The organism is Nesterenkonia sp. HG001 (assembly GCF_034438835.1).
Lineage (GTDB): Bacteria > Actinomycetota > Actinomycetes > Actinomycetales > Micrococcaceae > Nesterenkonia > Nesterenkonia xinjiangensis.
On sequence record NZ_JAOSZD010000004.1, the window covers coordinates 101829 to 127723 of the forward strand.

Consider the following 25895-nt stretch of genomic DNA (forward strand, 5'->3'; position numbering starts at 1 on the left):
GAACACCTGACACCGTAGGATGGTGAGCCGTATGCGGCGCTGATCAGGGCGGAGCGACGATGAGAGACGGACGGAGCTGACGATGCTGTGGCCACTGAGCGGGCTGGGGATCGAGGGACTCCCTGAGTGGATCCTGCTGATCATCCTCGTGCTCGAGGTCGGTGTGCGACTCGCCGTGCTCGGCATCATCCCTGACAACCGCCGGCCCAACACCGCCATGGCCTGGCTGCTGGCGATCTTCTTCATCCCGATCGTCGCCTTGCCGCTGTTCCTGCTGATCGGCCGCAACAAGCTCTCCGCACGGCGTCAGGAGCGTCAGCGCAGCATCAACGAGTCCCTGCTGGAGGCGACCAGCCACATGGACCTGTCTGACCAGCTGCGGGACAAAGACGAGCAGTTGGGCGCCACTGCCGCGCTGAACCGCAAGCTCGGTGCCTTCCCCATCCAGGAGGGCAACCGCATCGAGCTGATCTCGGACTACAAGAAGTCCTTCGAGTGGATGGTCGAAGCCATCGACGGGGCCGAGGACTACGTCCATGTGCTCTTCTACATCGTCGGTGACGACTCCGAGTATGCCGGTCCGGTGTTGGACGCCATGGAGCGCGCCGCCGAGCGCGGCGTCCAGGTGCGGTTCCTCTATGACCATCTGGGCACGATGCGAATCAAGGGGTACCACCGCCTCAAACGCAGGCTTAAGCGGTCCAGCATCGAATGGCACCGGGTGCTGCCTGTCCGGCCGCTGCGCCGCCGGTTCTCCCGGCTGGACCTGCGCAACCACCGCAAGATCGTCGTGGTGGACGGGGAGAAGGCGTTGACGGGGTCCACCAACCTCATCGAGCCGCACTATCAGCGCCCCTCGGCCTTCCGGATGGGGCGCCGCTGGGTGGAGCTGAATGTGGTCCTCGCCGGACCTGCCGTCACGGGCCTGGACATCGTCTTCGCCTCGGACTGGTACGCCGAGACCGGGGAGAACCTGGGTGAGGAGCTGTTGGTGGACACTGAGGCCGACGAGGCGGCCGCAGGCGGGGCTTTGGCCCAGGTGGTCCCCTCGGGCCCCGGTTTCACCGATGAGAACAATCTGCGCCTGTTCAACGACCTCATCTATCAGGCCACTGATCGACTGGTCATCTGCACCCCCTATCTGGTGCCCGACGACTCGCTGCTCTACGCGGTCACCAATGCTGCGCACCGGAACGTGGAGGTCATCCTGCTCGTCTCGAAGAAGGCCGATCAGTTCACCGTCCAGCATGCCCAGCAGTCCTACTATGAGGCGCTGCTGGCCGCTGGGGTCCGGATCTTCCGCTACCCGGACCCGGACGTGCTCCACGCGAAGTTCATGATCATCGACGACGACGTCATGGTCATCGGGTCCTCCAACATGGACATGCGCTCCTTCTCGCTGAACCTGGAGGTCACGCTGATGGTGGCCGACGACCAGAAGGTCCTGGAGGTGGAGGAGGTGTTCGCCGGCTACATGGCGATCTCGACGGAGCTGCATCTGGAGGAGTGGAGGCAGCGTCCCTGGCACGTGCGATACCTGGACAACGTCTTCCGGCTCACCGCCGCCCTGCAGTGACACCATCGCGGGCCCTCCACGGATGAGGTACTGTCAGAGGTTGTCTGCGCCATGCTGAGCTGATGCTCGACGTTGAGGCGCGCTCGCACGCAGGGCAGACACCCACGTGAGGCCACCAGTGGAGGGGCGATGAGCCGAGATCGCATGGTGTCGCCGGCAATGATGTCCGGCGGACGGAGATCCGCCGTGCCTGCAGCACTGCTGTCCGGCCTGCTCGCGCTCACCGGGTGCGCCGCGGGGGAAGAGGCCTCCGGGCCGCGGGACACGTTGGCCGCCGTCTCGTCCGCCGAGTCCGGGCCGCAGAAGGATGCGGATCAGGGTGACGAGATCCAGGACGCCACCCTCGAGGCTGACGACACCCCTGTCGAGGCTGCTGCCGGTCTGGGTCCGCTGCTGGAGGAGGAGATCTCCACGCTGCTGCTGGAGGAGGACGAGTTCCCCTTCGATCCCGACTCCTTCCTCGAGGAGAGCGGGGTCGACTACTTCCACGAGCACATCGGCGTCGTCGGAGACACCTACGTGAGTGGCTTCGGGGAAGACGAGTGCGCTCGCCAGATGGACGAGATCAACGAGTACCTGGTCGGCGACGATCCCCAGGACGGCGTGATCCGACAGGCGCTTCGCGACCGGCCCGCCGGCGAGGCGCGGGTCTACCTGTGGATGCTCAGCTTCACGAACCCCGTGGACAGTGCTCAGATCTGGGACGAGGTGCTCGACGCCTGTGAAGGACGACGCCTCGAGGACGGTGCGGACACCATCGACTTCGACGCCTTCTCCGCGGGGGGATTCCGCGGGCTCACCATGGAGATGGGAGTGGAGTCCGACGGCTCGACTGTCGAGATGGAAGGATTTTCCGCTACCCGTGACCTCGGCAGCAATCTGCTGATGATCAGTGCGGTCAACGTCGACGCCGCCACCTTCGACGAGGTCGTCGAGGCGCAGTCCGCCAAGATCGACGCACGCCTCGGCACCGGCTGAGCAGCCGCCGGGTGCAGCTCCGGGACGCTCGGGACGTCGACGGTGTGCGGCTGAAGACCTCTATGGCGCTGACCCGCTATGCTGAGACTGTCTCTCCCGACCACCGATGAAAGGGTCCGAGTCCCCCGTGGATCACGATCAACTCCTGGTCGTTCGTCCCCGAGGACGGACGGCCGAAATCTTCGCTGATCGTCCCGGCAGCCTCATCCCCGGTGCCGGTCTCCCGCAGGTCGGATTCTTCGACGCGGCCCAGGAGAGTGCCCGCATATGACGGCCATCCTGCTCCTCGCGCTGGGCTGTTTCGTGATCCTGCTGATCATCGCGGCAAACGCGTACTTCGTGGCCCAGGAGTTCGCCTACATGTCCGTGGACCGGACTCAGCTGCGTACCCGTGCGGCTTCCGGGGACGTTGCCGCGTCTCGGGCTCTTGAAGTCACAGATCGCACGTCCTTCATGCTCTCCGGAGCCCAGCTGGGTATCACGGTCACCGGGCTGCTCGTGGGCTACGTGGCGGAGCCGTTGGTCGGGGAGGCGCTGGGTGACCTGCTCGGCATGGCTGACGTCCCTCGTGCCGCGGCCGTCGGTGTCGGTACGGTCGTCGCGCTTGCCGTCTCTACCGTGGTGCAGATGATCTTCGGCGAGCTCTTCCCCAAGAACTACGCGATCGCGAACCCCACGGTGCTCGCCCTGCGGTTGGCGGGATCGACGCGAATGTATCTTGCGGTGTTCGGGTGGCTCATCTCGTTCTTCGACCGATCCGCCAACGCCCTGCTCAGACTGCTCCGCATCGAGCCGGTCCACGACGTCAACTCCACGGCCGACGCGCATGACCTGGAGCATATCGTGGACGAATCCCGGCAGAGCGGAGAATTGCCCGAGGATCTCTTCCTGGTGCTCGACCGGGTGCTCGACTTCCCTGACCACGATGTGGAGCACGCCATGATTCCACGCACCCAGGCCGGCATCGTGGCTCCGGATACCACCATCGGCGAGGTGCGGGAGCTCATGGCCGACGAGCACACCCGGTACCCGATCATTGACGCGGCGGACGCCCCCGTCGGCGTCGTGCACCTCCTCGATGTCCTGGCCACGTCTCACCCGCGCAGCGCCCCAGTCACTGAGCTGATGCGACCGCCCGTGATTCTGCCGACCCTGATGCCGATGCCCGAAGCCGTGGAGGAGCTCCGCTGCCACCGGTCCCAGTTCGCCTGTGTGATCGACGAGTACGGAGGATTCGCCGGGGTGATCTCCCTGGAGGACCTCGCCGAGGAGATCCTGGGGGAGCTCACGGACGAGCACGACGAGGAGATACCGCTCGCCATCGTCCCGATCGGTGGCTGTGCCTGGCAGATGGAGGGCGCGGTCCACGTCGACGAGGTTGAACGCGCCGTCGGTCACGATCTGCCGCGCGGGGACTTCGAGACCCTGTCAGGGCTCATCATCCATGAGGCCGGGGGGCTTCCCAGCCCCGGAGACCGGATCTGCATCGACCTTCCCTGGGCCGGAGTGCCGATGGCCGATGAGCCTCCCCTGCACCGCTGGCTCGATGTCGAGGTATGTACGGTGCAACGCCATGTGCCGCACACTGTGACGGTGGAGCTGAAGGAGGCCGAGCTGTGAGCGAATGGCTGCTCCCGTTGCTGGGCACGGCGGTGATCATCGCCCTCTCCGCGTTCTTCGTGGTCGTCGAATTCTCCTTGCTGGCCGCCCGTCGGCATCGTCTCGAGGACAAGGCGCAGCGTAGCGCCTCCGCTCGAGCTGCGGTCCGCGGGCTCGACCAGCTGACGGTCATGCTCGCTGCCGCGCAGCTTGGCATCACGGCATGCACATTCGCGCTCGGTGCGATCACCAAGCCGGCCGTGCACCACCTGCTCATGCCTCTCCTTGCGTTCCTGCCTGTGTGGGTCGCCGACGTCGTGGCCTTCACCCTGGCGCTGCTGATGGTCACGTTCCTCCACCTAGTGGTCGGGGAGATGGCGCCCAAGTCCTGGGCGATCGCCGATCCGGAACGATCAGCCACTGTCATCGCGTTGCCTGCTCAGCTGTTGGTCAGGCTGTTGGGGCCGGCTCTCCGGCTGATCAACGCCCTGGCCAACCGGCTCGTGAAAGCTGCGGGAGTAGAGCCGGTGGACCGAGCCGCGGCGGCCGGGTACGACTCGGAGACGATCCGCACTCTCGTGGAACACTCCACCGAAGCCGGTACTCTCGATGCTGAGTCCGGGCGGCAGATATCCGATCTTCTGGGCCTGGGTGTCAGGTCTGTGGACGAGATCGTCGAGGCGCACGCCCGGGAGGTGCCGCTCCTGCCGGCCGGTTCGACGGCCGGAGACGTGCAGGAGGCCTGCCGAGAGTCTCGCCGCCTGCGAGTGTTGATCGAGGTGCCTTCCCCATCCCGCCTTCAGGTGGTCCACGTCCGAGACACTCTCCGGGCTGACCCTGACGACCTCGTGCAGGGCGTGGCACGCGCAGTCCTGGTCATCGCTTCGGGGACGACCGTCTACGACGCGCTGCAGGAAATGCGGGCCGCTGGTGAGCAGCTGGCCGTCATCAAAGCCCCTGGACGGATCGTGGGGATCGTCACGTGGAAGGACATCCTCGACGAGCTCTGGCCGGGAGTCTCGAGGATTCAGTGAGCTGCCGACTCCGGCTCAGCGGTGCGGGAATTCCGCGCCCAGGGCGCCGAGCACTCCGGCGGACTTGGTGACCACCTCGTCCCATTCGGCCTCCGGGTCTGAGTCCGCGACGATCGCCCCGCCCAGGCCCAGATGGAGGCCGACGACGTCGTCCTGCGCCTGGGCCGAGATCACCAGTGTGCGGATCAGCACTGACAGGTCCGCCGCTCCGGTGGTGCTGAAATAGCCGGCGACCCCGGAGTAGGGGCCGCGTCGTCCGGTCTCCAGTCGCTGCAGGATGTCCATGGTGGAGATCTTCGGCGCCCCCGTCATCGAACCGGGTGGGAACGCGGCGGCGACGACGTCGGCGCGGGCCGCCTCCGGGCTGATCCTCGCGGAGACTGTCGAGACCATCTGATGGACCGTCGGGTAGGACTCCACGGCGCAGAGCCGTTCGGTCCGCAGTGTGCCGGGGATCGCATGGATCGAGAGGTCGTTGCGCACCAGGTCGGTGATCATCACGTTCTCCGCCCGGTCCTTCGGGTGCGCGGCCAGATCCTCGCGCAGGGCGACGTCGGCCTCCGGGTCCTCACCGCGCGGCCGGGTGCCCTTGATGGGTTCAGAGCGCACGGTGCCGGCGACGTCGATGCTCAGGTAGCGCTCCGGCGAGGTGGAGACGACGTCGACCCCCTGCCGTTCCGCCTGCGGCCGGCCCTCGCCCTCAGGGGCCGGATCTCGGCGGCCGGGGCCCAGGCGGAGCAGCTGGGTGAACGGGGCGCGGTTGGTGGCCCGGAGCCGCCGGAACAGCGCCATTGGATCGGCCTCGGCCGCCGCGGCGAGCCCAGTGACCGCCGTGGTCAGACAGGCTTCGTAGGTGTTGCCGTCATAGATCTCTCGCTGCGCCTCCGCGATTGCCGCCAGGTGCTCCCGGCGGGTGTCCCTCACGCGCATCTCTCGCAGGTGGGGAGCCGGGGATGCGGGGACAACGGCGTCCTCGGTGGCGATGGCCGCGACCAGCTGCGTCACGTGATTCCGCCAGTCGGGGTCTGCACCCAGGGACTGGATCTCCACCTGGTCGGCCGCGTGGTCGATCACCACCGCATGGGTGGCGCGGAAGAGGTGGGCGTCGTCGGGGGCCTCCGAGGGGGCACCGGCGTCCTGAACGTTGTGGCCGCGGGGGCCCGGTTCAGGGGAGGCCCGTTCCGGGGAGGGCAGATCAGGGGAGGGTAGATCAGGGGAGCCGACCTCGCGACGGAGCTCATAGCCCAGCCAGCCCAGCCAGCCCAGTTGGAAGGGCTCAGCAGGGCCTTCTCCGGAGCCCTGGGTTTCGGCCGGGCCTGCGGGCGATCCCTTGTGTGGCCAGGCCTGGCGCAGCCAGGAGAAGAACGGGCCCTCGGTGCGGCGCCGAGGCTGCTGGGAGTGGTCCGGATGGTGCTCCACCGTGACCCCGTCGTGGTGGCGCACCTCCAGGGCGCACGGTCCGGCGGAGAAGGCCAGGATGCTGCGTCGACTGCGCTCGGGGGCCGCAGTGCGGGCATGGTCGCTGGAGTCCAGCAGAGCAGCAGGTGCCGTGGGCATGGTGGCGGACAGACGTTCGAAGAGTAGGATCGCGGCGTCCTCCGGCAGAGCGGCGGCCAATCGGTGGCGGTGCACCGTCGGCAGATCTCCGACGCCGGTGCGCTGAGACTCGTCCATGGACGTACGTCAGCCGTCCCTGCCCAGGAGGCGTCGGCGTCGCAGCAGATGGCGGCCACCGTCGCCGATCATCCAGATCCCCACCGCGACCTGCAGCACCGAGAACCACGTCCAGTCATGCCCGATCCAAAGGAAGTAGGCGCCGGTGGCGGCGATGCAGAAGCCCGCGATCAGCGTGAACCAGGACATGCGGCTGGTCTGGACAGACCGGGCGGGCCCTGGGTCTGGCTCCGAGTCGGGGCGGCGCGAGGGGTCGGCGGGCATGGGCACCAGTCTACTGGGCACCCGATACGATGACGGGCGTGACTGAGGACGTGCCCATCGCAGAGACCCGCCGCGGCCGGCCGCGCAGCGCTGCCGCGCACCAGGCGGTGCTGGCCGCCACTGCCCGACTGCTGACCTGCGGCGATCTGGAGTATGACGATCTCACGGTGGAGGGCATCGCCGCCGAGGCGGGGGTGGGCAAGCAGACGATCTACCGCTGGTGGCCGCAGAAGGCCGCCGTGGTGCTGGAGGCCCTGCTCACCGGGCATCTGCAGCTTGACTTCGCGCAGGTCCCTGACACCGGCGACCTGCGCGCCGACCTGCACACCTGGGTGGACCAGACCCTCGACGAGGCCTTCACCGAAGGGTATCGGTCCATGGCTCGCAGCCTGATCTCCGCGCTGCTGGCCGGAGCCGCGCACACTGAGGGGTTCCAGGCCGTCACCCGCATCTGGGAGGACTCGCCGGTGGCGGACCGGCTCCGCCAGGAGAGGGAGGCCGGGCACCTGCGTGCCGACCTCGACGCCAGCTCCGCCGCCGCGGCGATCGCCTCTCCGCTGGTGCTGCGCCTCCTCACCAGCGGCCGACCAGAGGCCGCCTGGGCTCATGCGTTGGTCGACACCGCCTTGGACGGTGCCCGCGCGCGGTGATCGAGGGTGGCGCCTGCCGCACTGAAGCGCTGATGTGATCTTTCTCGCATTTCAGTCCCGGATCATCTCGGCGTATTTGTGAGACGGCTCGTTCCGTTTATCCTAGGGAGGTGCCGTGAGCCTCCCGGGGTCTCGTGCACCCTGCGCGCTCGGTGTCGCTGAAGCGCGTCACCTTCCTCATCATTTCCTGCCATTCTCGACGGAGACGGACACCACCCCATGGCCAGACTCCTCCACCGACTCGGACTCTTCGCCGCCCGCCGGGCCAAGACGGTCATCGCCGCCTGGTTCGCCGTGCTGGCCATCGCCGTCACCTCCTTCCTGTCCTTCGGCGGTCAGCTCACCGACCAGATCACGCTGCCTGACCTGGAGACCACCCGCGTGGCGGACAGGCTCGCCGAGGAGCTCCCCGACGCCGGCGGCGGCAGCGCGATCGCCGTGCTGCAGACTGAGGACGGCGGGTCCTTCACTGAGGAGCAGCGCGACGCGGTCGCCGGCCTGAGTGAGGACCTCGAGGCCCTGGACCCGGTCAACAGCGTGACCGACCCGTTCGTCAGCGCCCAGGAGCGCGCCGAGGGCGAGGAGGAGCTCACCGAGGCCCGCCAGGAGCTCGTCACCGGACAGGAGGAGTTGGAGGCCGGTCGTGAAGAGGTCGAGAACGGCTACGCCGAGCTCGACTCCGGCCAGCAGCAGCTCGATGAGGCCCAGGAGGAGCTCGACGACGCCTTCGCCCAGGCTCCGCCCGGCGGCCACGACGAGGCCACGCAGGCCCAGCTTGATGCGACACAGGCCGAGCTCGACGCCCAGCAGGCCGAGCTCGACGCCGGCCGTGAGGAGCTCGACGCTGCTCAAGACGAGCTGGAGTCCGGGGAGGAGGAGATGGCGTCCGGCGAGCGGGAGCTTGAGCGCGGCGAGCAGATGATGGAGCTCACCGACGCCGTGCAGACCGTCTCCGCCGACGAGGACGTCGCCATCCTCACAGTGAACTTCCACGAGGAGCTGCAGTCCGTGGGCACCGGGGACCTCACCCTCGTCTCCGACGAGCTCGCCGAGACACAGATCGACGGCGTGGAGATCCTGCCCTCCAGCGACCTCGCCTTCGAGATGCCGCACCTGTTCAGCACTGCTGAGGCCATCGGGCTGATGATCGCCGCGGTCGTGCTGCTGGTCATGCTCGGCACCTTCATCGGTGCGGGTCTGCCGCTGCTCAATGCGTTGATCGGCGTGGGCATCGGTGTCGCCGGCGCGATGTCGCTGTCCGGGTTCGTGGACATGATGAGCGTGACGCCGATCTTGGGGCTGATGCTCGGCCTCGCCGTCGGGATCGACTACGCCCTGTTCATCCTGCACCGGCACCGGAACCAGATGAAGGACGGCATGGAGCTGCGCGCCTCCATCGCCCTCGCCAACGGCACCGCCGGCAATGCCGTCGTCTTCGCCGGCGCGACGGTGATCATCGCGCTGCTGGCACTCAACGTCACGGGCATCGGGTTCCTCGGGCTGATGGGGTCCATCGCCGCGGTCTGCGTGTTCATCGCCGTGCTGATGGCGGTCACTATGACTCCGGCGACGCTCTCACTGACCGGCCGACGCATCCTCGCCCGCAGGGAGCGCCGATACATCGGCCTGCGGAAGGCCCGTCGCATCACCGAGCCGATGAAGACCCCGCGTGCGCTCGGCATCGCCGCGCTGGCCCTCGTGGGACTGGCCGTGCTGGCGATCCCGACCTTCTCCATGCGCCTGGGTCTGCCTGACGCCAGCTCAGAGTCCGCAGACTCCTCCTCTTACCAGGCCTATGTGGCCACGGAGGAGGCATTCGGCGCCGGTCAGAACGGACCGCTGCTGATGGTCGCGGATCTGCCTGAGGGGCTCAGCGCGGGGCAGGCGACCGATCTTCAGATCGCCCTAGCCCAGGAGCTGGATCAGCGCGACGACGTCGCTGCAGTCGTCCCCGCCGCGATCAACGAGAGTGACGACGTCGCCGTCTTCCAGGTCATCCCGGAGGATGGGCCCGCCTCGGAGTCAGTGGAGCAGCTGGTCCATGACCTGCGTGGTGATGAGGTGCTCACCGGCGAGGAGTTCGCCGACGTGGAGGTCTCCGTGGCCGGCATGACGGCGGCCAACATCGACATCTCCGAGGTCATCGCCGATGCGCTGCCGCTCTACCTGGTGGTCGTGGTCGGGCTGTCCCTGCTGCTGATGATCATGGTCTTCCGGTCCATTCTGCTGCCGGTGGTCGCCACCCTGGGCTTCGTCGGTTCCTTCGCCGCGGGGTTGGGCGGCGTGGTCGCCGTGTTCCAGTGGGGATGGCTGGGGGAGCTGTTCGGCATCACCGAGCCGGGGCCGATCCTGACCTTCCTGCCGATCATCATGGTGGGCATCCTCTTCGGGCTGGCGATGGACTATCAGCTCTTCACCGGCTCCGGCATGCGGGAGGCGTACGCGCACGGGGACTCGGCACGGCTGGCGGTCCGCAAGGGCCTGCATGCTGGGCGCTCCGTGGTCACCGCAGCGGCGCTGATCATGGGCTCGGTGTTCGCCGGATTCATCTTCACCGACGATCCGATGGTGACCTCCATCGGTCTGGCGCTGGCTCTGGGCGTGCTGCTCGATGCCTTCGTGGTGCGCCTGGTGCTGGTGCCGGCTCTGCTGCACCTGGCCGGCCCCGCCGCATGGTGGCTGCCGAAGTGGCTGGACCGCCTCCTGCCCGATGTCGACGTCGAGGGCTCGGCGCTGGAGCGTCAGGTCATGGAGGTCGAGGACTGGGACGGCGCCGACTCGGCGGAGCAGGACTCTGCCCGAGTCGCGGAACCGGTCGACGCCGGCCCCCGCAGGCGCTGAGGCCGGACTGCCGACCCAACGCATCGAGTGGCCGAGAATCACCCCACCTCCCCGACGACACGCCGTGTCGCGGGGTCAGGTGTCGGGATTCTCGGCCACTCGATGCCGTTCTGGGTCCGCCTCAGGCGGAGCCGCGCACGTCGACGTCGGCGTCGCCGATGAGCGGCTCGTCGAGCAGCTCGAAGACCCCGTCGATGATGCGGTTGGGGCGGAACGGGAAGTCCGCGATGTCCGCCCGGCTGGAGAGTCCGGAGAGCACCAGGATGGTGTGCATGCCGGCCTCCATCCCGGCCACGATGTCGGTGTCCATGCGGTCACCGATCATGGCCGTCTGCATCGAGTGGGCCCCCAGGTGGTTCAGGGCGGAGCGGAACATCATCGGATTCGGCTTGCCCACCACGTAGGGGTCGCGCCCGGTGGCCTTGGTGATCAGTGAGGCGATCGCACCGGTGGCTGGGAGCACGCCCTCTGAGCTGGGGCCCGTGGCGTCCGGGTTGGTGACGATGAACCGGGCACCGTCGTTGATCAGCCGCACGGCCTTGGTGATCGCCTCGAAGGAGTAGTTGCGCGTCTCGCCGACGACCACGTAGTCAGGATTGGTCTCGGTCATGATGAATCCGGCCTCATGCAGCGCGGTGGTCAGGCCCGCTTCGCCCACCACATAGCAGCTGCCCTGTGCGTTCGACTCCGGCGAGATCTGGTTGGCCAGGAAGGTCGACGTGGCCAGTGCGGAGGTCCAGATGCGGTTCTCCGGGACCACCAGGCCGGAATGGCGCAGTCGGGCGCTGAGATCTCGGGCGGTGAAGATCGAGTTGTTGGTCAGGACCAGGTAGGGGAGGTCCTTGCGGCGCCACTGCTCCAGCAGCTCCGCGGCCCCCGGGAGGGCCTCGTGCTCACGGACGAGCACGCCGTCCATATCGGTCAGCCAGCATTCCACAGAGTCACCGTTCATGACCTCATCCTATGCAGTCCCTGGCGCGCTGCCCATGCCCCGTCCTCGTTGAGCTGGTGTGTTTCCGCCCAAATGCGGCGATCCCCAGGTCGATTCCGGCGGAAACTCACCAGCTCAACCCCGCGGGGGACCTTGACGGGACACTCACCTCTGTGGTTCATTAGTGGAGTAATGAACCACAGAGGTGGTGAACTGGAATATGCTGGGTGAACTCCTGAAGGAAGGTGAGGCAGTGGAAGAAGGCCGTGCACTCTTCGTGCAGATCGCCGAGCACGTCGAGGCATCTGTGCTCGACGGCGCGCTCGCCGAAGGTGAGCGCGCGCCGTCAACCAATGAGCTCGCGGCGTTCCATCGCATCAACCCGGCTACCGCGGCCAAGGGGGTCAACCTGCTGGTAGACCGCGGGATCCTCATCAAGCGGCGCGGTCTGGGCATGTTTGTCGCCGAGGGTGCCCGCGAGGTCCTTCGTGCCGAACGGCGTCAGCAGTTCGCCGATCACTACCTCGACCCGATGCTCACCGAGGCCCGCGCAGTCGGGCTCACCACTGAGGCCGTCATCGAGATGATCCGCAGCCGCGCAGATCGCTGAGCGGCATCCCGTCACCAGGAGAGGAGGCGTCCATGAGCACCGCGATCGAAGTCAGCGGAGTCACGCGACGCTATAGGAACACGATGGCGCTGGACCAGGTGTCCGTCGCTTTCGAGAAGAACATGATCCATGGGCTGCTGGGCCGCAACGGAGCCGGCAAGACCACGCTGATGTCCCTGATCACCGCGCAGGACTGGCCCACTGCCGGAGACATCCGCGTCTTCGGCAAGAGCCCGCACGAGAACGAACAGATCCTGCCGCACATCTGCTTCGTGCGTGAAGAGCAGCAGTACATGGACGACGCCAAGGCGCACCACGCCTTCCGGGCGGCCGCGCTCTCGTTCCCGAATTGGGATCAGGAGCTCTGCGACCGCCTGATCCGGGACTTCAAGGTTCCGCCCAAGACGCGGATCAAGAAGATGTCCCGCGGCCAGCGTTCCGCGGTCGGCGTCATCATCGGTCTGGCCAGCCGAGCAGAGGTCACGTTCTTCGACGAGCCCTACATGGGCCTCGACGCCGTGGCGCGGCAGCTCTTCTACGACCGGCTGCTGGAGGACTACGCTCAGCACCCCCGCACCATCGTGCTCTCCTCGCACCTGATCGACGAGGTCGCTCATCTCATCGAGAACGTGGTGCTCATCGATCAGGGGCGGATCATCCTCGACGAACCGGTCGAGGACCTGCGCGACCGGGCGGTGACGCTGGTCGGTCGAGCTGAGGCCGTCGCGGAGATCGCGGCCGGCCGGGAGGTTCTGCACGAGGAGACCATGGGCCGCATGGCACGCACCACGGTGCTGGGAGCCCTCGACGACGGCGATCGCCGCCGGATCGAGGTGCTGGACCTCGACGTCGTGCCGGTCTCCCTGCAGCAGCTGGTCGTCCGGCTCACCGAACGGGAGCAGAAGGAGGTCGCACGATGAGTCTCGAGATCAAGGAGCAGAGGATGCAGGCCGGAACATCGAGGATCGACGATCGAGCACCGACCGCTGATGCGCGTGAGGTCATGCCGGGGTCGCGCTCGAGCTACGCGCGCATCCCGGCCGCCTTCCGCCTGCAGTTCATCGTCCCGACCCTCATCTGGGTGCCACTGCTGGTGTTCATGGCCTCGTGGGCGATCGCTCTGGTGATCGGATTCTGGGGTGACGCGATATCGGATGACCGGATCGCGGCCCAGGACCCCATCTACACGGGCGCTTCCCAGGCGGCGCTCTGGTGCCTGCTGTTCATGGCGGCGTACGCGGGGACGCACAACTTCCCGTTCTCGCTGGCGCTGAGCTACAGCCGGCGCGTCTACGTGATCGGCACGTTTCTCGCCTTCCTCGCCGTCTCAGTGGCGTTCGGGGTCGCCTTCGGCTTGGTCGCCGCCATCGAGCAGTGGACCGACGGGTACGGCATCCATCTGTATAACTTCGCCCTGCCCTACCTGATCGGCGACGGTCTGTGGGCTGGTGGCCTGTTGGCGGCGACGGTCAGCCTGCTGCTGATGCTGGTCGGCTTCGCCTCGGTGATGCTGTACAAGCGGTTCAGCGTCGCGGTGCTGTGGGCGCTCATCCTGGGACTGGTGGCGGTGCTCGCCGTGGCGGCGATGCTGATCACCCAGTCCCAAGGCTGGACGACGGTGTGGCAGTGGATGACCGAGCAGACAGCGCTGAGCTGGACAGCCTGGCTGGTCTTGCCGATCGCCGCGCTCACGGGTGGCAGCTACTGGATGATTCGCCGCGCGACTGCGTGAGGTGATTCGTCGCAACCACTCTTGAGGGCGTCCTTCCTTCGGGAGGGCGCCCTCTTCGGATCGCGAGGGCTGGGATTCAGGGCCCAGGTCGTCTTGGAAAGGGGAGAACCCCGAGCTGACCTGCGTGAGGGGGACGCATATGAGCGGTCAGCTCGGGGTTCTCGTATCACTCGCACCTTGATGAGGTGATAGTTACTCTAGGGACCTATCTTGATGGTTCGCCTGATAATCCCTGGGAGTTTCCTGAAATTTGGTGACCTTCGAGCGGGCTTCAGGCGAGCTATCCATGTGAACGCGGATCCCTCCAGGTCAGCGCCGCGCCCAGAAGCTCGGGGGCGGCTCGGTGACCTCACGCACAGGTGCCCCTGCGTGCGTGCTGGAAGGACTGTGGCGCGCGGTTCAGGACCCCTGAGCTTCGGGGCGCGGAGTGCCCGGGTGGAGCATGATGTGGTCATGCTCCACTGTGACCAGGTGGGTCTTCACCGGGGTGAGCGCCGGAGGCGTCTCTGGGACTCCGGTGCGCAGGCAGAAGGCCGAGGCGTGCATGGGGCACTCCAGAGTGTTCTCCTCCACGAATCCGTCGGCGAGCGAAACCGACTCGTGGCTGCACTCGTCATCCAGTGCGTAGAACCCGCCGTCCTCGGCGTGCACCACGGCGATGTCAGCCTCATAGCCGGAGTCCTCGGCGGCCACGCGCATCACCTCACCTTCTTCGAGGGTGTCGACGGGGCCGAGGTCGAGCGCGGTGCGTGTGAGGTCGGCGTCGGGGGACTGGGTCATCAGGACTGCCTTTCAAGTGGATGCAGCGCTGCGGCCGGCGGGTCGCAGCGCCTCTTTCGTGCAGGGTCATTCTTGCAGGATCGAGGGGGCGTCGGATCTGTGCGACTCAGTGTCGACTCAGTGTCGGCTCAATGGCCGCGCAGCTGCTCGAGCTGGCGGCGTTCGCGCTTGGTGGGCCGTCCGGCGCCACGCGCCCGCACCGGCAGGCCCACATCGCGCGGCCGGACGCGCTCCTCCGAGTGGTCCCGGTAGGCCTTCTGCGCCACGGGGGCGCCGACACGCTTCGACAGAGTGTGGACGACCTCGAGGACCAGCTCATGACCTGGGCGGCGCACACGAACCACGGTGCCCGGGGAGATCTTCGCGGAGGCTTTCATCGGCTCACCGTCGATCTTGACGTGGCCCGCACGGCAGGCCGTGGTGGCGGCCGAGCGTGTTTTGAAGATGCGCACCGACCAGAGCCACGCGTCGACGCGGACCGGAACTGTCGGGGCGTTCGCAGGCATGCCTCCAGTCTACGGTGCCGGGCTGGACGGGTGCAGAGGGTGGTCCGGACAGAGAAACAGGCCCCGTGCTGGGAGCGTAGAGGGGGGACGCTGCTTCCCAGCACGGGGCCTGCTGTATCACTCGCACCTTGAAGAGGCACTGCCTACAATACGGACCCATCGTGAACACTCAATGGGTGCTCCCTGGGAGTCTCCTGGGATTCTCTGAGCACGGCGCATTCCATGGGTGCGGCAGGAGCTCAGCCCTCGCCGTCGTCAGCGGCAGAGGCATCGGCGTCCTCCTCGTGCTCAGGGGAGTCCTGCTGGTGATACTGGCCGTCGCAGGTCTCCAGCATCCAGGTGTCCAGCGGTTCGAGCTCGGTCAGGACGGACTCGGTGTCGACGGCGTCGTGGTCTGCTTCGAGCAGGCTCGCGATGCTCTCGAACGGGGCGCGAAGGTCTTCGGGCACGAGCAGGTATGTCTGCTCCACGGCCTCGTAGGCGCCGTCGGCGTCCTGCTCGGTCTCCAGCCCGTTCTCCATGTCATCGCGCAGCCCGTCCACGGTGGAGCCGACCGTCATACAGGCCTCCTCCTCTGAGAAGAAGGCTCCCAGCTCCTCGGTGCGCTCGACGTCGAGGGTGGTCTCGGGGTCGGGGAGTCCGTCACGGGTGATCGCCTCCTGGGAGTCGTCGGCCCCATCCTGGCCCTCGACGTCCTGAGCGCCGTCCTCGGGGGCGTCACCGTCGTCGTGAGGGTTGTCGTCGTCGGGGCTGGGGTCCTCAGCGGGCTCCGAGGTCGTCTCATCCCCATCCGCCTCCGCGGGACGGTCGTCGTCCCCGGTGTCAGCGGCACAGCCCATGAGCAGCAGCGGCGCGATCAGGGCGATGGCGGCTGCTGAACGCCAGTGTCGACGCGAGGGGCGGGTGCCCTCGGCCTGGTGGAGCAGGACGGCGGTGTAAGGGGTCCGGGCGCTCTTCTCAGCGAGGATCTCGAAGTCCATGGAGGTCAGTCTTGCATGCCTGAGGACTTCTGGGTCACGTTCTTATTACGATGTCACCTGAGGTTCCAGTCTGGCTCCCCCGCTCGCCAGGGAGGATGGAATAGTGGAGCAGGAAGAGGGCAGTGCGGCGACCCTGACGAGTGTCCTGCGGTAGTGGCATTCGACATGCCGCGCTGCCCTCCTCTCTCTTATCGCCGGAGGTTCCGCAGCGAGGCGATCGGACCCCGTCATTCCTTGTGAGCGCCAGTGATGCCCGCAGTGCGGGCCTCGGATGCTCCCGGTCTGCGCGGAGACGTTCCCGGCCCGGCAGGTCACCGTCGGGCGACAGGACCATCACAGAATGGTTGAAGCTGAGGTCGAAGCTTTCTGAATCTTTCCTTGCTTTCCGCTGTGCATGCCGGGTTACAGTGGTGCCGACTTCTGATATGTCCGCTGAGACGCTTCCCATCGTGATCAGGTGCGGGCATGTTGGTTCCCCAGGTCGCATGTCAGCCTGCGAAGCGAGGGCTCTTCACTTCGAAGGACGGCGTGCTGATGCGTCGTGCCACGGCGTCCGGTGCTCCCATCACCGGGCGGAGATCCGTGACCGAAGCGGCAGCGCGACCGTGGTGCCTTCACAGCTTCAAGGGGACGGTTCTGCGCGAACGTCTAGTGAGGTAAAGCTGTGCCGAATAAGATCTCGACGGCCATTGTCGGCACTCTCGCCGTCGGCCTGACGCTGCCCCTCCACACTGGTGTGGCCACCGCCGCACCAGTGTCCCCACTCAGCCCGACGCTGCCTGGAAGCGGTTCGACCCTCCCTGCCACCGGTCTAGCCGGTGCGCTCGACGGCGTGGACATCACGACGAATCGCAGCGCCACTGACTTCCGCATGCCGCTGTCTGCCGGTTCCTACCGATACTCCTCCGAGTACGGCCCGCGGTGCATCCCGATCCAGGGTGGTTCCACGAATCACCTGGGGCAGGACCTCGGAGCGTCTGAGGGAAGCCCGATCTACGCCGTCGCCGAGGGCACAGTGGTCCGCACCTTCAGCGGAAACCGCTACAACTCCGGCTACGTCGTGCTTCAGCATCAGATCGATGGGAAGACCTTCCACAGCGCCTACTACCACATGTGGAATGCCAACACGCATGTGCGAGTCGGACAGACTGTCTCAGCCGGACAGACCATCGCGCTGGTGGGCAACTCGGGTCCCTCCACCGCCCCACATCTGCACCTCGAGGTCTGGGAGGGGGCGTGGCTCAACGGCACCTCCCACAACCCGACCTCCTGGCTGGCGCAGCGCGGGGTCGACCTGCGCGGGAGCGCCCAGCGGGTGCTTGACCTGACCACTCCGAGCTCCTGCTCCTACTTCACGGCCCAGGACACCCAGCTGCGAGCGGCCGCGAGCTCCGGTGCGCAGGTGCTGGCTCAGCTGCCACGGGGCACGGAGATGACTTCTGTGCCCGGGGACATGAGCAACGGCATGGTCCGGGTGCAGGCCAACGGACGCAGCGGCTGGGTCCCTCATCCGCACATCACTCCCACCCAGCCCTCGGTGCCGGCGGGCGACACCGGATCGAACTCTGGGTCGAACTCGGGTTCTTCGAACTCTGGGTCGAGTTCGGGTTCGTCGAATTCGTCTGTGGCGGGGACGTATCGGACCACGACGGGGTTGAATGCTCGGTCGGATGCTTCGATGCGTGCCTCTGTGGTGACGGTGCTTAATCGTGGTGCTCAGGTCGAGGTGACCGGCACGAAGAATGGTTGGTACGCGATCCGTCACAATGGGCGGACGCTGTATGTGGGTCCGAGCTACCTGGAGCGAGCTTCGGGGTCGAACTCCGGCTCCTCGAACTCTGGGTCGAACTCGGGTTCTTCGAACTCTGGGTCGAATTCGGGTTCGTCGAACTCGTCTGTGGCGGGGACGTATCGGACCACGACGGGGTTGAATGCTCGGTCGGATGCTTCGATGCGTGCCTCTGTGGTGACGGTGCTTAATCGTGGTGCTCAGGTCGAGGTGACCGGCACGAAGAATGGTTGGTACGCGATCCGTCACAATGGGCGGACGCTGTATGTGGGTCCGAGCTACCTGGAGCGAGCTTCGGGGTCGAACTCCGGCTCCTCGAACTCTGGGTCGAACTCGGGCTCCTCGAACTCCGGATCCAGCTCGACCTCGAACAGCCGCACTGCCGCGGCGACCACCTGGGTGAACATGCGATCCGGCGCGGGGAACAGCTACGGCGTCGTCCGCGTGCTGAGCCCGCAGCAGTCGGTCCGCGTGATCTCCGGACCGCGCAATGGGGGCTGGTATCAGGTGTCGGTGGGCGGTCGCACCGGATGGGTCTTCGGCACGTTCCTCAACTTCGAGTCCGGCGGCGAGGTCCATCACGCGGACATGGAGAACATCGAGCCCACCGATGTCGTCACCACGCAGGAGACCGTCTTGCGGGCGCAGCACGACGACGACGGCGCCTCGCTCGCCACGGTGCCTGAGGGGGCGAAGCTGACCGCAACCTCTTTGGTGGAGGGCTGGTACTTCGTGCACCACGAGGGCCAGGGCGGCTGGATCGATGCCGCCCACGCCGAGATCGTGGACACCGAGGCGGCGTCTGATTCGGACGTGTCGCAGAAGCCCGCCGAGAAGCCTGCCGAAGAACCGGCGGAGGACCAGGCGGAGTCTCAGGCTGAGGACGATGCACCGGCGGAGAAACCGGCCGAGAAGCCTGCGGAGAAGCCGGACGAGGAGCCTGCTGAAGAGGAGCTTGAAGCTCCCGGCGACGAAGACAACGACGCTCCGGCAGGGGACGAGGACGACGTCGTCGCGTCGCATTCGCTGGCCGACTACTTGCCCGACACTCGTGCCCTGGTCGCACAGCTTGCCGAGCTCGAGGGCTCCGATGCCGAGACGCTCTTCGACGAGCTCATCGGGGAGGAGGCCTTCACCGACGACGACGGCCTCCTCGACCACGATGCGCTCCGGGATCGCCTGGACGAGCTGAAGCCTGTCGAGGAGGAGCCTGTCGAGGAGGAGCCTGTCGAGGAGGAGCCTGTCGAGGAGGAGCCTGTCGAGGAGGAGCCTGTCGAAGAGGAGCCTGTCGAGGAGGAGCCTGGGTCGATTGTCGCTGGGCACACCCTCGACGACTACCTGCCGGCTACCCGTGCCCTTGTCGAGCAGCTCGCTGAACTTGAGGGACAGAGCATCGACTCGCTCTTCAACGACCTTCTCGGGGACGACTCCTTGACGGATGATGCCGGTGCTCTCGACCACGCCTCTCTGCAGGGACGTGTCGACGAACTCAGCCCGGAGCCTGAGCTGGAGCCTGAGCCGGAGCCGGAGCCTGAGCCGGAGCCGGAGCCGGAGCCGGAGCCCGAGCCCGAGCCGGAACCTGAGCCGGAGTCGGAGCCGGAACCTGAGCCGGAGCCGGAGCCGGAGCCCGAGCCGGAACCGGAGCCGGAGCCGGAGCCTGAGCCGGAGCCGGAGCCAGAGCCTGAGCCTGAGCCGGAGGACTCCACCCCGCCGCCGTCGTACAACTCGGTCTGGGACCGACTGGCCATGTGCGAAGCGACCGGCGACTGGAGCATCAACACCGGCAACGGATACTACGGCGGTGTCCAGTTCTCTCAGCAGTCCTGGGAATGGGTCGGTGGCACCGGAATGCCTCACCAGGCTTCCAAATACGAGCAGATCTCCCGCGCCTATGAACTCTGGAAGATCCAGGGCTGGGACGCGTGGCCCGGCTGCAAGGCCAAGTTGGGGCTCTCCGGGGACCCGGGCGGCGTCGACAACTATGAGATGGGCAGCAACGCGAGCACCGTCTCCAGCTCGGCGAACATCTGGAACGCGAGCTTCAGCGTCCCGCTGCGGGAGGATGCCGACTCCGGCAGCTCGAAGCTCGCACAGATCCCGCGTGGCGCCGATGTCGAACAGCTCGACACCGAGGGCAGCTGGATCCAGGTGCGCTACGTCGAGGACGGTGAGACCCACATCGGCTGGGTGAACACCGGATACCTCTCCCACGCCTGAGATGGCTGACGATGTACGCTGAGGGGCGCTGATCTCTCGGCGTCATCGTCAGCCCTTTCGGGCTCCACACACTCCGTCGGCGGCTTCTCTCATGCCGCTGGCCGGTTGCGGATCGCTGCCCATCCATGTCGGGTGGCTCGCCGTGCGGCGGACGGCGCCGGTGCAGTTCTTCCGTTCGCGGGAAGAGCCGCACCGGCGCCGTCGTCGTGTCAGGCCGCATTCTGCCTCCAGCGGCCACGAATCCCGGCATCTGCCCGATGGCACGCCGGTCAGAGACCCGAGATGCCGGCATTCGCGGCCACGGGATCCGTCGCCGTCGGAGGCACCGACGTCGTCGTTGTCGGTCCCTGATCCTGCGGGGCAGCTGAGGACAGCGACGCGTCCAGCGCCGTTTGCCTGGTCCTACACCTGCTGCCCGATGAGCTCGGCCGCTCGCAGCACCTCGGGGACCCGCCGTCTCAGCGTCTCGACGCTGACGGTGTCGTCGTGGGCGACGATGTTCAAGACGCCTGGGACCTCGCCGCGTGCACTGCGCACCACGGCCGCGACGCTCACCGTGCCGAGCACGCGTTCGGAGACGCCCAGGTGGTATCCGGACTCCCGGATCTCGCTCAGCTCCGCGCGCAGACTCTCGGACGTCTGGTGCTCCCCCGAGGCGAGCCGCACTCCGGGGTAGTCCTCGAAGTACTCCTGGAGCTCCTCATCTGTGACGTGCGCAAGCAGCGGCTTGCCGGCCCCGACGTCCAGGGGGAGGCGTCGGCCGATCGGGAACTGGTATCGCATGGGCTCTGGCGCCTCCACGCGTGCCGTCAGGATCCGGTCGAAGCCGGAGCGCACGAAGATCGACGCCGTCAGGCCGGTCGAGTCGGAGAGCTCCGTCAGGACCGGCCGCGCGGCCTTGACCAGGGGGTCCTGCAGCACGAAGGCGTGGGCCTGGGCCAGCGCCACGGGTCCGAGTGTGTAGCCGTTCTCCGAGGTCTGGGCGTAGCCGCTCCCCACCAATGTGGCCATGATCCGCTGAGCGGTCGCGATGTGCAGGCCCGTCTCGCGGGAGACCTCGCTGAGCCGGATCGGTGACCGCGCATTCTCCAGAGCCCGCAGCACGTCGAAAGCACGCTCGAGCGTGCGTCCCTTGTTGCCCGACGCGTCCATGTCTCTCCTGTCGTCTTGACCGATGCGCCCCTTCATTCTCCACGAGTGTGCCTCCTCATGGAGGGGTGGTTGACAACACACTCGATGTCATGTGATGGTAAGCACACTCATAAGATGAGAGTAACTATCACTCAGTGAGAGGCATTGATGACTGTAGCAGTTCTCGGGCTCGGTGAGGCGGGCCAGGTCTTCGCCCGGGCCTTCGCTCAGGCGGGAGACCACGTCGTGGGATTCGACCCTGGTCCGGCCACGACTCCCGACGGCGTCGTCCGCGCTGACACAGCGGCCGAGGCCGTCGCGGAGGCGGAGATGGTGCTGTCGCTGACCACCGCGCGCTTCGCCGTCGCGGCGGCAGAGGAGTGCCGAGCGGCCCTGCGCCCCGGCGCCCTGTACCTGGACCTCAACGCTTCCTCTCCTGCAGTGAAGAAATCTGTGGCTGGAGTCCTCGACGGCGCCGCGCAGGTTGTCGACGGCGCGGTCATCGGCTCCGTGCGGGCCTTCGGAGCCACCGTTCAGGTCCTCCTCTCAGGGAAGGCGAGCGGGGAAGCCGAGCAACAGCTCAGGCGAGTCGGCACCCGCACCGAGATCCTCGGTGCGGAGGTCGGCGACGCCTCGCGGCGCAAGCTGCTGCGCAGCATCTTCATGAAAGGGCTCAGCGCGCTGGTCCAGGAGTCCCTGGAGGCCGCGGCCGGCGCCGGTGACGAACAGTGGGTGCGTCAGCAGATGGCGGAGGCGCTCGTCGGAGGTGAGTCCACAGTGGACCGTCTGGACAGCGGCATCCGGATCCACGCCCGTCGGCGCAGTCAGGAGCTGGCCGACAGCCTCGACCTCATCCAGGACCTGGAGGGCACCTGGCCCATGACCTTGGGGGCACGGGAGCGGCACCTGCTGCTGGCCCGACGGGCTGAGGACGTCTCGCCCGCTCTCGAGGTGCTGCGGCGCACGCCCACCGCCGCTCTCGGCGACGGCAGCGACCGGCTGGGATTCGTCGGCGCGGACCTGCACCCGGTGTGGGACTGCCCGCAGATCGCAGGACCGGCGCTGACGGTCCAGACCCAGGCCGGCGACAACTTCGCCATCCACCAAGCCCTGGCCTGTGTGAAGCCCGGGCAGATCCTCGTCGTCTCCGGAGAGCGGGGACGCGAACGGGCACTCATCGGGGACCTGATCGCTGAGCGGGCGAAGAAGGCGGGCGTCGCCGGGATGATCCTCGACGCCCCGGTCCGTGATGCCGCCGGCATCGCCGAGGTCGGCCTGCCCGTCTGGGCGGCCGGCATCTCGGCCGCCGGACCTTATAAGTCAGGCCCCGCCAGGCTGGGGCGGCCCGTCGCCGTCGGGCATGCTGTGTGCAACCCCGGTGACATCGTGGTCGCCGATGCCGAGGGCATCCTCTTCCTGGCCCCGGAGGAAGCCACCGCCGCGGCGGAGGCCGCCGAAGCGGTTCTGGCAGACGAATCCGCGCGGCGCGAGTCCATTCGCAGCACCACCTAGACCACGACCACGACGCCATTCCACAACTTGGGAGGAACCATGAAGGACACCCACACCCGCACCACACTCATCACCGGGATACTGGCCGTGCCGGCGCTGGCCCTGACCGCCTGCGGCGGTCAGGCTGACGGAGACGACGCGGAGAGTTTCCCCGACGAGACCATCACCTTCATCACCGCCTTCGCCGCAGGCGGGGCGAATGACTCGCTGGCCCGCATGCTGGCCGAGCACACCGAGACCGTTGACGAGGACTACGACTTCGTCATCGAGAACATCGACGGCGGGTCCGGTTCCGTGGGTCAGGCCGAAGGGGCCCAGGCGGACCCGGACGGGCACACCCTGCTGCTGGTCACGCCCTCGATCATCACCAATCCGATGTTCAACGACGTGCCGTACACCCACGATTCCTTCGAACCCGTCATTCTCATCAACAGCGAGCCCCACGTGCTGCTCGTCAATGCTGACGCTCCCTATGACGACTTCGCCTCCTTCGTCGAGCACGCCGAGGAGAACCCTGGACAGGTCAGCATCGGTGTCTCCGGGGCTGAGACCACCACAGCTTTCACAAGCCGTGACCTGGCCAGCGCGGCTGGGATCGAGACCACCACGGTGCCTCACGACGGGACGGCCGACGCCCTGCTGCAGGCTCAGGGTGGACACATCGACGGCGCGGTCGCCGGGGGACTCACCGAGGCACAGTCCGCGATCGACGAGGGCAGTCTGAAGCCCATTCTGGTGTTCGACGACGAGCGGCTCGAGGATATGCCGGACGTCCCCACGGCGAGCGAGCAGGACCTGGACACCATGCACAGCTCCTGGCGTGGCGTTGCCGTGCCCGAGGGCACGGACCCGGAGATCATCCAGGCCCTGCACGACGTCTTCCAGGAGGCGCTGGAGACCCCGGGCTACGAGGAGGCCTCCGAGAACCTGAATCTCTCCATCGACTACGCCGGCCCGGAGGACTTCCAGTCGCTGATCGATGCCACCTACGAGACCTACTCGGACTATGAGGACTGATCCTCATCGTGCGTGTTCTCGACCAAGGACGGTGAACCATGAAGGTCAGATCGGTTGAGCTGATCGTGCTGCTCGGCCTCGCGGCGGCCGGGGTCTGGTATCTGGTCAGCGCAGTGGATTTCCTGGAGGCCGAAGAGCAGGACTATTTCCTGAACCCTGGGTTCTTCCCCACCATTCTGGGCTGTGCGCTGCTGCTGTTCATCGCGGTCAGCCTCCTGCAGACGCTGCTCAGCAAGACCAACAGGGAGGCATTTCCGGAGAGGAACACCCGCCGTGTGCTGCTGGTGATCGGACTGACCGCTGGGTACCTGCTGCTCTGGAGCACTGCCGAGTCGCTGTTCTATCTGTTCACTGTGCTGTTCTTCCTCGCGGTGTCCTTGGTGCTGACCCTGAAGAGAGGCACCCCGCTGCTGCCGGCGGTCCTCAAGCTCGGTCTGGTCGCTGTGCTGCTCACCGGCCTGGTGTATCTCATCTTCGATGCCACATTCGGGATCTCCCTGACATGACGCCCGCCTTGCCGCCTCGAAAGGACGTATTCACATGGGCTTGACGGAATTCGACGTCTCGGTCCTCTTCGACCCGCTCAACATCGTCGCCATCCTGGTCGGCTCCCTCGCTGGCATGTTCTTCGGCGCCATTCCGGGCGTCGGGGCGATGGTGGTGCTTGTCCTCTTCCTGCCCATCTCGTTCCTGCTGCCGCCGTTGCCCGCAGTGCTCCTGCTGCTGGCCGTGTACCAGTCGAGCGAGTACGGCGGGTCGATCTCCAGCATCATCCTGGGCATCCCTGGGTCGCCGTCGAATGTTGCGACGATCCTCGACGGGCATCCGATGGCCCAAAGCGGCATGCCGGGGAAGGCGCTGGGGTACTCGCTGTGGGCGAGCGCGATCGGCGGTCTCGTCGGAGGGCTCGCGCTGCTCTTCCTGGCGGTCCCAATCGCGGCCTTCGCGATGACGCTCAGCTATCCGGAGTACTTCCTCCTGGGGATGCTCGGCATCCTCGCCGTGGCGGTGATCAGCTCCCACGATCTGGTCCGCAGCATCATCTCGGCGATCCTGGGACTCATGGTCGGCACCGTGGGCATGGACCTCATCACCGGCGCCCCGCGGTTCACCGGGGGCCAGATGGAGCTCTACAGCGGGTTCACACTCGTGGCGATCATCCTCGGAATGTTCGCTTTCTCCGAGGTCATCACGATGATCCGTGACAACGGGAGCCAGCCGGCACCCGATACTCTGTCGGTGAAGACGAAGGTCCCGTTCGCGGAGCTGAGGACGACGGCCAAGGCAACCACCGGGGGCAGCATCATCGGCTCGCTGATCGGGATCTTCCCCGGCACGGGCTCTGGGACCGCTTCGTGGTTCGGCTACAGCCTGGCGAAGAAGCTCTCCAGGAACCCGGACAGATTCGGCAAGGGGAGTCCTGAGGGCATCGCCGGCGCTGAATCCGCCAACAACTCCTCAGTGGGCGGGTCCCTCCTGCCGCTGCTGACCCTCGGGGTCCCCGGGTCGCCGGCCATCGCGATCGTGATGGGAGCCTTCCTCATGCATGGCATCGTGCCCGGCCCCAACATCTTTGCCGAGGAACCCACTCTCACCTACGGAATCCTCTTCGGTTTCCTGCTCACTTCAGTGGCGATGTTCTTCTCCGGGAAGCTGGTGACGCCCATCTTCTCGCGGGTGCTGAAGATTCCCAGTGAGATGCTCATCCCCGCCGTCCTGCTCATCTCGATCGTCGGCGTCTATGCGGCGAACACCTCGAGCTTCGAGCTGTGGGTCGCACTCACCGTCGGTGTGATCGCCTACTTCATGAGGAACCTTGGTTTCTCGCTCCCTGCCTTCGTGCTGGCGTTCGTGCTCAGCGGGATCATCGAGGAGAACTTCCGCCGTGCCCTGCTGGTTTCGGGCGGGGACCTCACGATCTTCGTGACCAGGCCCTTCTCTCTCGTCCTGGTCCTGATCATCGTGGGTCTCGTGGGCCTGGGCATCTGGGGCAAGGTCAGGGGCACCCGGCGCGAGAAGATCCTCGCCGAGGTGCAGGGGACTGACGAGCAGGAGTCCAAGGCCTGACCTGTCC

At 66.8% G+C, this 25895-nt stretch carries 21 protein-coding genes; 14 read left to right on the plus strand and 7 right to left on the minus strand.

The window, feature by feature from the left end; all coding sequences use genetic code 11:
• The first annotated feature begins 82 nt into the window (after window positions 1-82).
• The 4 genes from cls to ODE13_RS08100 all read left to right on the plus strand — a co-directional run bounded on the left by cls (window position 83) and on the right by ODE13_RS08100 (window position 5187).
• Window positions 83-1576 carry a cardiolipin synthase gene (gene cls, locus ODE13_RS08085; protein WP_322478813.1) on the plus strand — a complete coding sequence of 498 codons (1494 nt, stop codon included), beginning with the start codon at window positions 83-85 and terminating at the stop codon, window positions 1574-1576.
• Between the two features lie 186 nt (window positions 1577-1762).
• Window positions 1763-2554: a hypothetical protein gene (locus ODE13_RS08090; RefSeq protein WP_322478814.1), complete on the plus strand. Its 792-nt coding sequence runs from the start codon at window positions 1763-1765 to the stop codon at window positions 2552-2554.
• Window positions 2555-2821: 267 nt separating this feature from the next.
• Window positions 2822-4174 carry a hemolysin family protein gene (locus tag ODE13_RS08095; RefSeq protein ID WP_322478815.1) on the plus strand — a complete coding sequence of 451 codons (1353 nt, stop codon included), beginning with the start codon at window positions 2822-2824 and terminating at the stop codon, window positions 4172-4174.
• A complete protein-coding gene (locus tag ODE13_RS08100) occupies window positions 4171-5187 on the plus strand; it encodes a CNNM domain-containing protein (protein WP_322478816.1) in 1017 nt (338 codons plus the stop codon). The genes ODE13_RS08095 and ODE13_RS08100 overlap by 4 nt, the downstream gene beginning before the upstream one ends.
• Window positions 5188-5202: 15 nt before the next feature.
• Here ODE13_RS08100 and ODE13_RS08105 read toward each other — a convergent pair whose 3' ends face one another.
• Both ODE13_RS08105 and ODE13_RS08110 read right to left on the minus strand, forming a co-directional pair.
• Window positions 5203-6861 (minus strand): anthranilate synthase component I family protein, encoded by a 1659-nt coding sequence (locus ODE13_RS08105; protein ID WP_322478817.1) that lies wholly within the window; start codon window positions 6859-6861, stop codon window positions 5203-5205.
• A gap of 9 nt (window positions 6862-6870) precedes the next feature.
• Window positions 6871-7125: a hypothetical protein gene (locus ODE13_RS08110; protein WP_322478818.1), complete on the minus strand. Its 255-nt coding sequence runs from the start codon at window positions 7123-7125 to the stop codon at window positions 6871-6873.
• Between the two features lie 38 nt (window positions 7126-7163).
• On the opposite strand from ODE13_RS08110, the gene ODE13_RS08115 reads away from it, so the two are divergent.
• Together ODE13_RS08115 and ODE13_RS08120 are read left to right on the plus strand one after the other, a co-directional pair.
• The gene (locus ODE13_RS08115; protein WP_322478819.1) at window positions 7164-7775 is read left to right on the plus strand and encodes a TetR/AcrR family transcriptional regulator; all 612 of its coding nucleotides are present in this window, start codon (window positions 7164-7166) and stop codon (window positions 7773-7775) included.
• A 219-nt stretch (window positions 7776-7994) separates the two neighbouring features.
• Window positions 7995-10616 (plus strand): MMPL family transporter, encoded by a 2622-nt coding sequence (locus ODE13_RS08120; protein WP_322478820.1) that lies wholly within the window; start codon window positions 7995-7997, stop codon window positions 10614-10616.
• A gap of 121 nt (window positions 10617-10737) precedes the next feature.
• Here the strand turns inward: ODE13_RS08120 and ODE13_RS08125 are convergent, their stop codons facing one another.
• Window positions 10738-11568, minus strand: coding sequence for an HAD-IIA family hydrolase (locus ODE13_RS08125; protein WP_179541818.1), 831 nt, complete (start codon window positions 11566-11568; stop codon window positions 10738-10740).
• A gap of 199 nt (window positions 11569-11767) precedes the next feature.
• Here ODE13_RS08125 and ODE13_RS08130 point away from each other — a divergent pair, with 199 nt between their 5' ends.
• From ODE13_RS08130 to ODE13_RS08140, 3 genes are read left to right on the plus strand one after another with little or no spacing between them, the layout of a single operon-like run.
• Window positions 11768-12157 (plus strand): GntR family transcriptional regulator, encoded by a 390-nt coding sequence (locus ODE13_RS08130; RefSeq protein WP_179541819.1) that lies wholly within the window; start codon window positions 11768-11770, stop codon window positions 12155-12157.
• 32 nt (window positions 12158-12189) lie between these two features.
• Window positions 12190-13077, plus strand: coding sequence for an ABC transporter ATP-binding protein (locus ODE13_RS08135; protein ID WP_322478821.1), 888 nt, complete (start codon window positions 12190-12192; stop codon window positions 13075-13077).
• Window positions 13074-13889 carry a hypothetical protein gene (locus ODE13_RS08140; protein ID WP_322478822.1) on the plus strand — a complete coding sequence of 272 codons (816 nt, stop codon included), beginning with the start codon at window positions 13074-13076 and terminating at the stop codon, window positions 13887-13889. Before ODE13_RS08135 ends, ODE13_RS08140 begins: the two co-directional genes overlap by 4 nt.
• Window positions 13890-14288: 399 nt before the next feature.
• On the opposite strand, the gene ODE13_RS08145 is transcribed toward ODE13_RS08140, so the two are convergent.
• From ODE13_RS08145 to ODE13_RS08155, 3 genes are all read right to left on the minus strand, one after another.
• Window positions 14289-14669 carry a Rieske 2Fe-2S domain-containing protein gene (locus ODE13_RS08145; RefSeq protein ID WP_179541822.1) on the minus strand — a complete coding sequence of 127 codons (381 nt, stop codon included), beginning with the start codon at window positions 14667-14669 and terminating at the stop codon, window positions 14289-14291.
• A 128-nt stretch (window positions 14670-14797) separates the two neighbouring features.
• The gene (locus ODE13_RS08150; RefSeq protein ID WP_179541823.1) at window positions 14798-15175 is read right to left on the minus strand and encodes an RNA-binding S4 domain-containing protein; all 378 of its coding nucleotides are present in this window, start codon (window positions 15173-15175) and stop codon (window positions 14798-14800) included.
• Window positions 15176-15414: 239 nt separating this feature from the next.
• Window positions 15415-16155: a hypothetical protein gene (locus tag ODE13_RS08155; RefSeq protein ID WP_322478823.1), complete on the minus strand. Its 741-nt coding sequence runs from the start codon at window positions 16153-16155 to the stop codon at window positions 15415-15417.
• Window positions 16156-16987: 832 nt separating this feature from the next.
• Between ODE13_RS08155 and ODE13_RS08160 the strand changes: the two genes are divergently transcribed.
• Window positions 16988-20161, plus strand: a complete 3174-nt coding sequence (locus tag ODE13_RS08160) for an SH3 domain-containing protein (RefSeq protein ID WP_322478824.1) — start codon at window positions 16988-16990, stop codon at window positions 20159-20161.
• Between the two features lie 402 nt (window positions 20162-20563).
• Here the strand turns inward: ODE13_RS08160 and ODE13_RS08165 are convergent, their stop codons facing one another.
• Window positions 20564-21313, minus strand: a complete 750-nt coding sequence (locus ODE13_RS08165) for an IclR family transcriptional regulator (RefSeq protein WP_322478825.1) — start codon at window positions 21311-21313, stop codon at window positions 20564-20566.
• Window positions 21314-21460: 147 nt separating this feature from the next.
• Here ODE13_RS08165 and ODE13_RS08170 point away from each other — a divergent pair, with 147 nt between their 5' ends.
• From ODE13_RS08170 to ODE13_RS08185, 4 genes are read left to right on the plus strand one after another with little or no spacing between them, the layout of a single operon-like run.
• On the plus strand, window positions 21461-22804 hold the full coding sequence (locus tag ODE13_RS08170) for an NAD(P)-binding domain-containing protein (RefSeq protein ID WP_322478826.1): 1344 nt from the start codon (window positions 21461-21463) through the stop codon (window positions 22802-22804).
• Between the two features lie 39 nt (window positions 22805-22843).
• Complete coding sequence (locus ODE13_RS08175; protein WP_179541828.1) at window positions 22844-23821, plus strand: Bug family tripartite tricarboxylate transporter substrate binding protein; 978 nt, start codon at window positions 22844-22846, stop codon at window positions 23819-23821.
• Between the two features lie 38 nt (window positions 23822-23859).
• Window positions 23860-24327 carry a tripartite tricarboxylate transporter TctB family protein gene (locus ODE13_RS08180; protein ID WP_322478827.1) on the plus strand — a complete coding sequence of 156 codons (468 nt, stop codon included), beginning with the start codon at window positions 23860-23862 and terminating at the stop codon, window positions 24325-24327.
• 34 nt (window positions 24328-24361) lie between these two features.
• Window positions 24362-25888: a tripartite tricarboxylate transporter permease gene (locus tag ODE13_RS08185; RefSeq protein ID WP_179541830.1), complete on the plus strand. Its 1527-nt coding sequence runs from the start codon at window positions 24362-24364 to the stop codon at window positions 25886-25888.
• The last annotated feature ends 7 nt before the right edge of the window (window positions 25889-25895 follow it).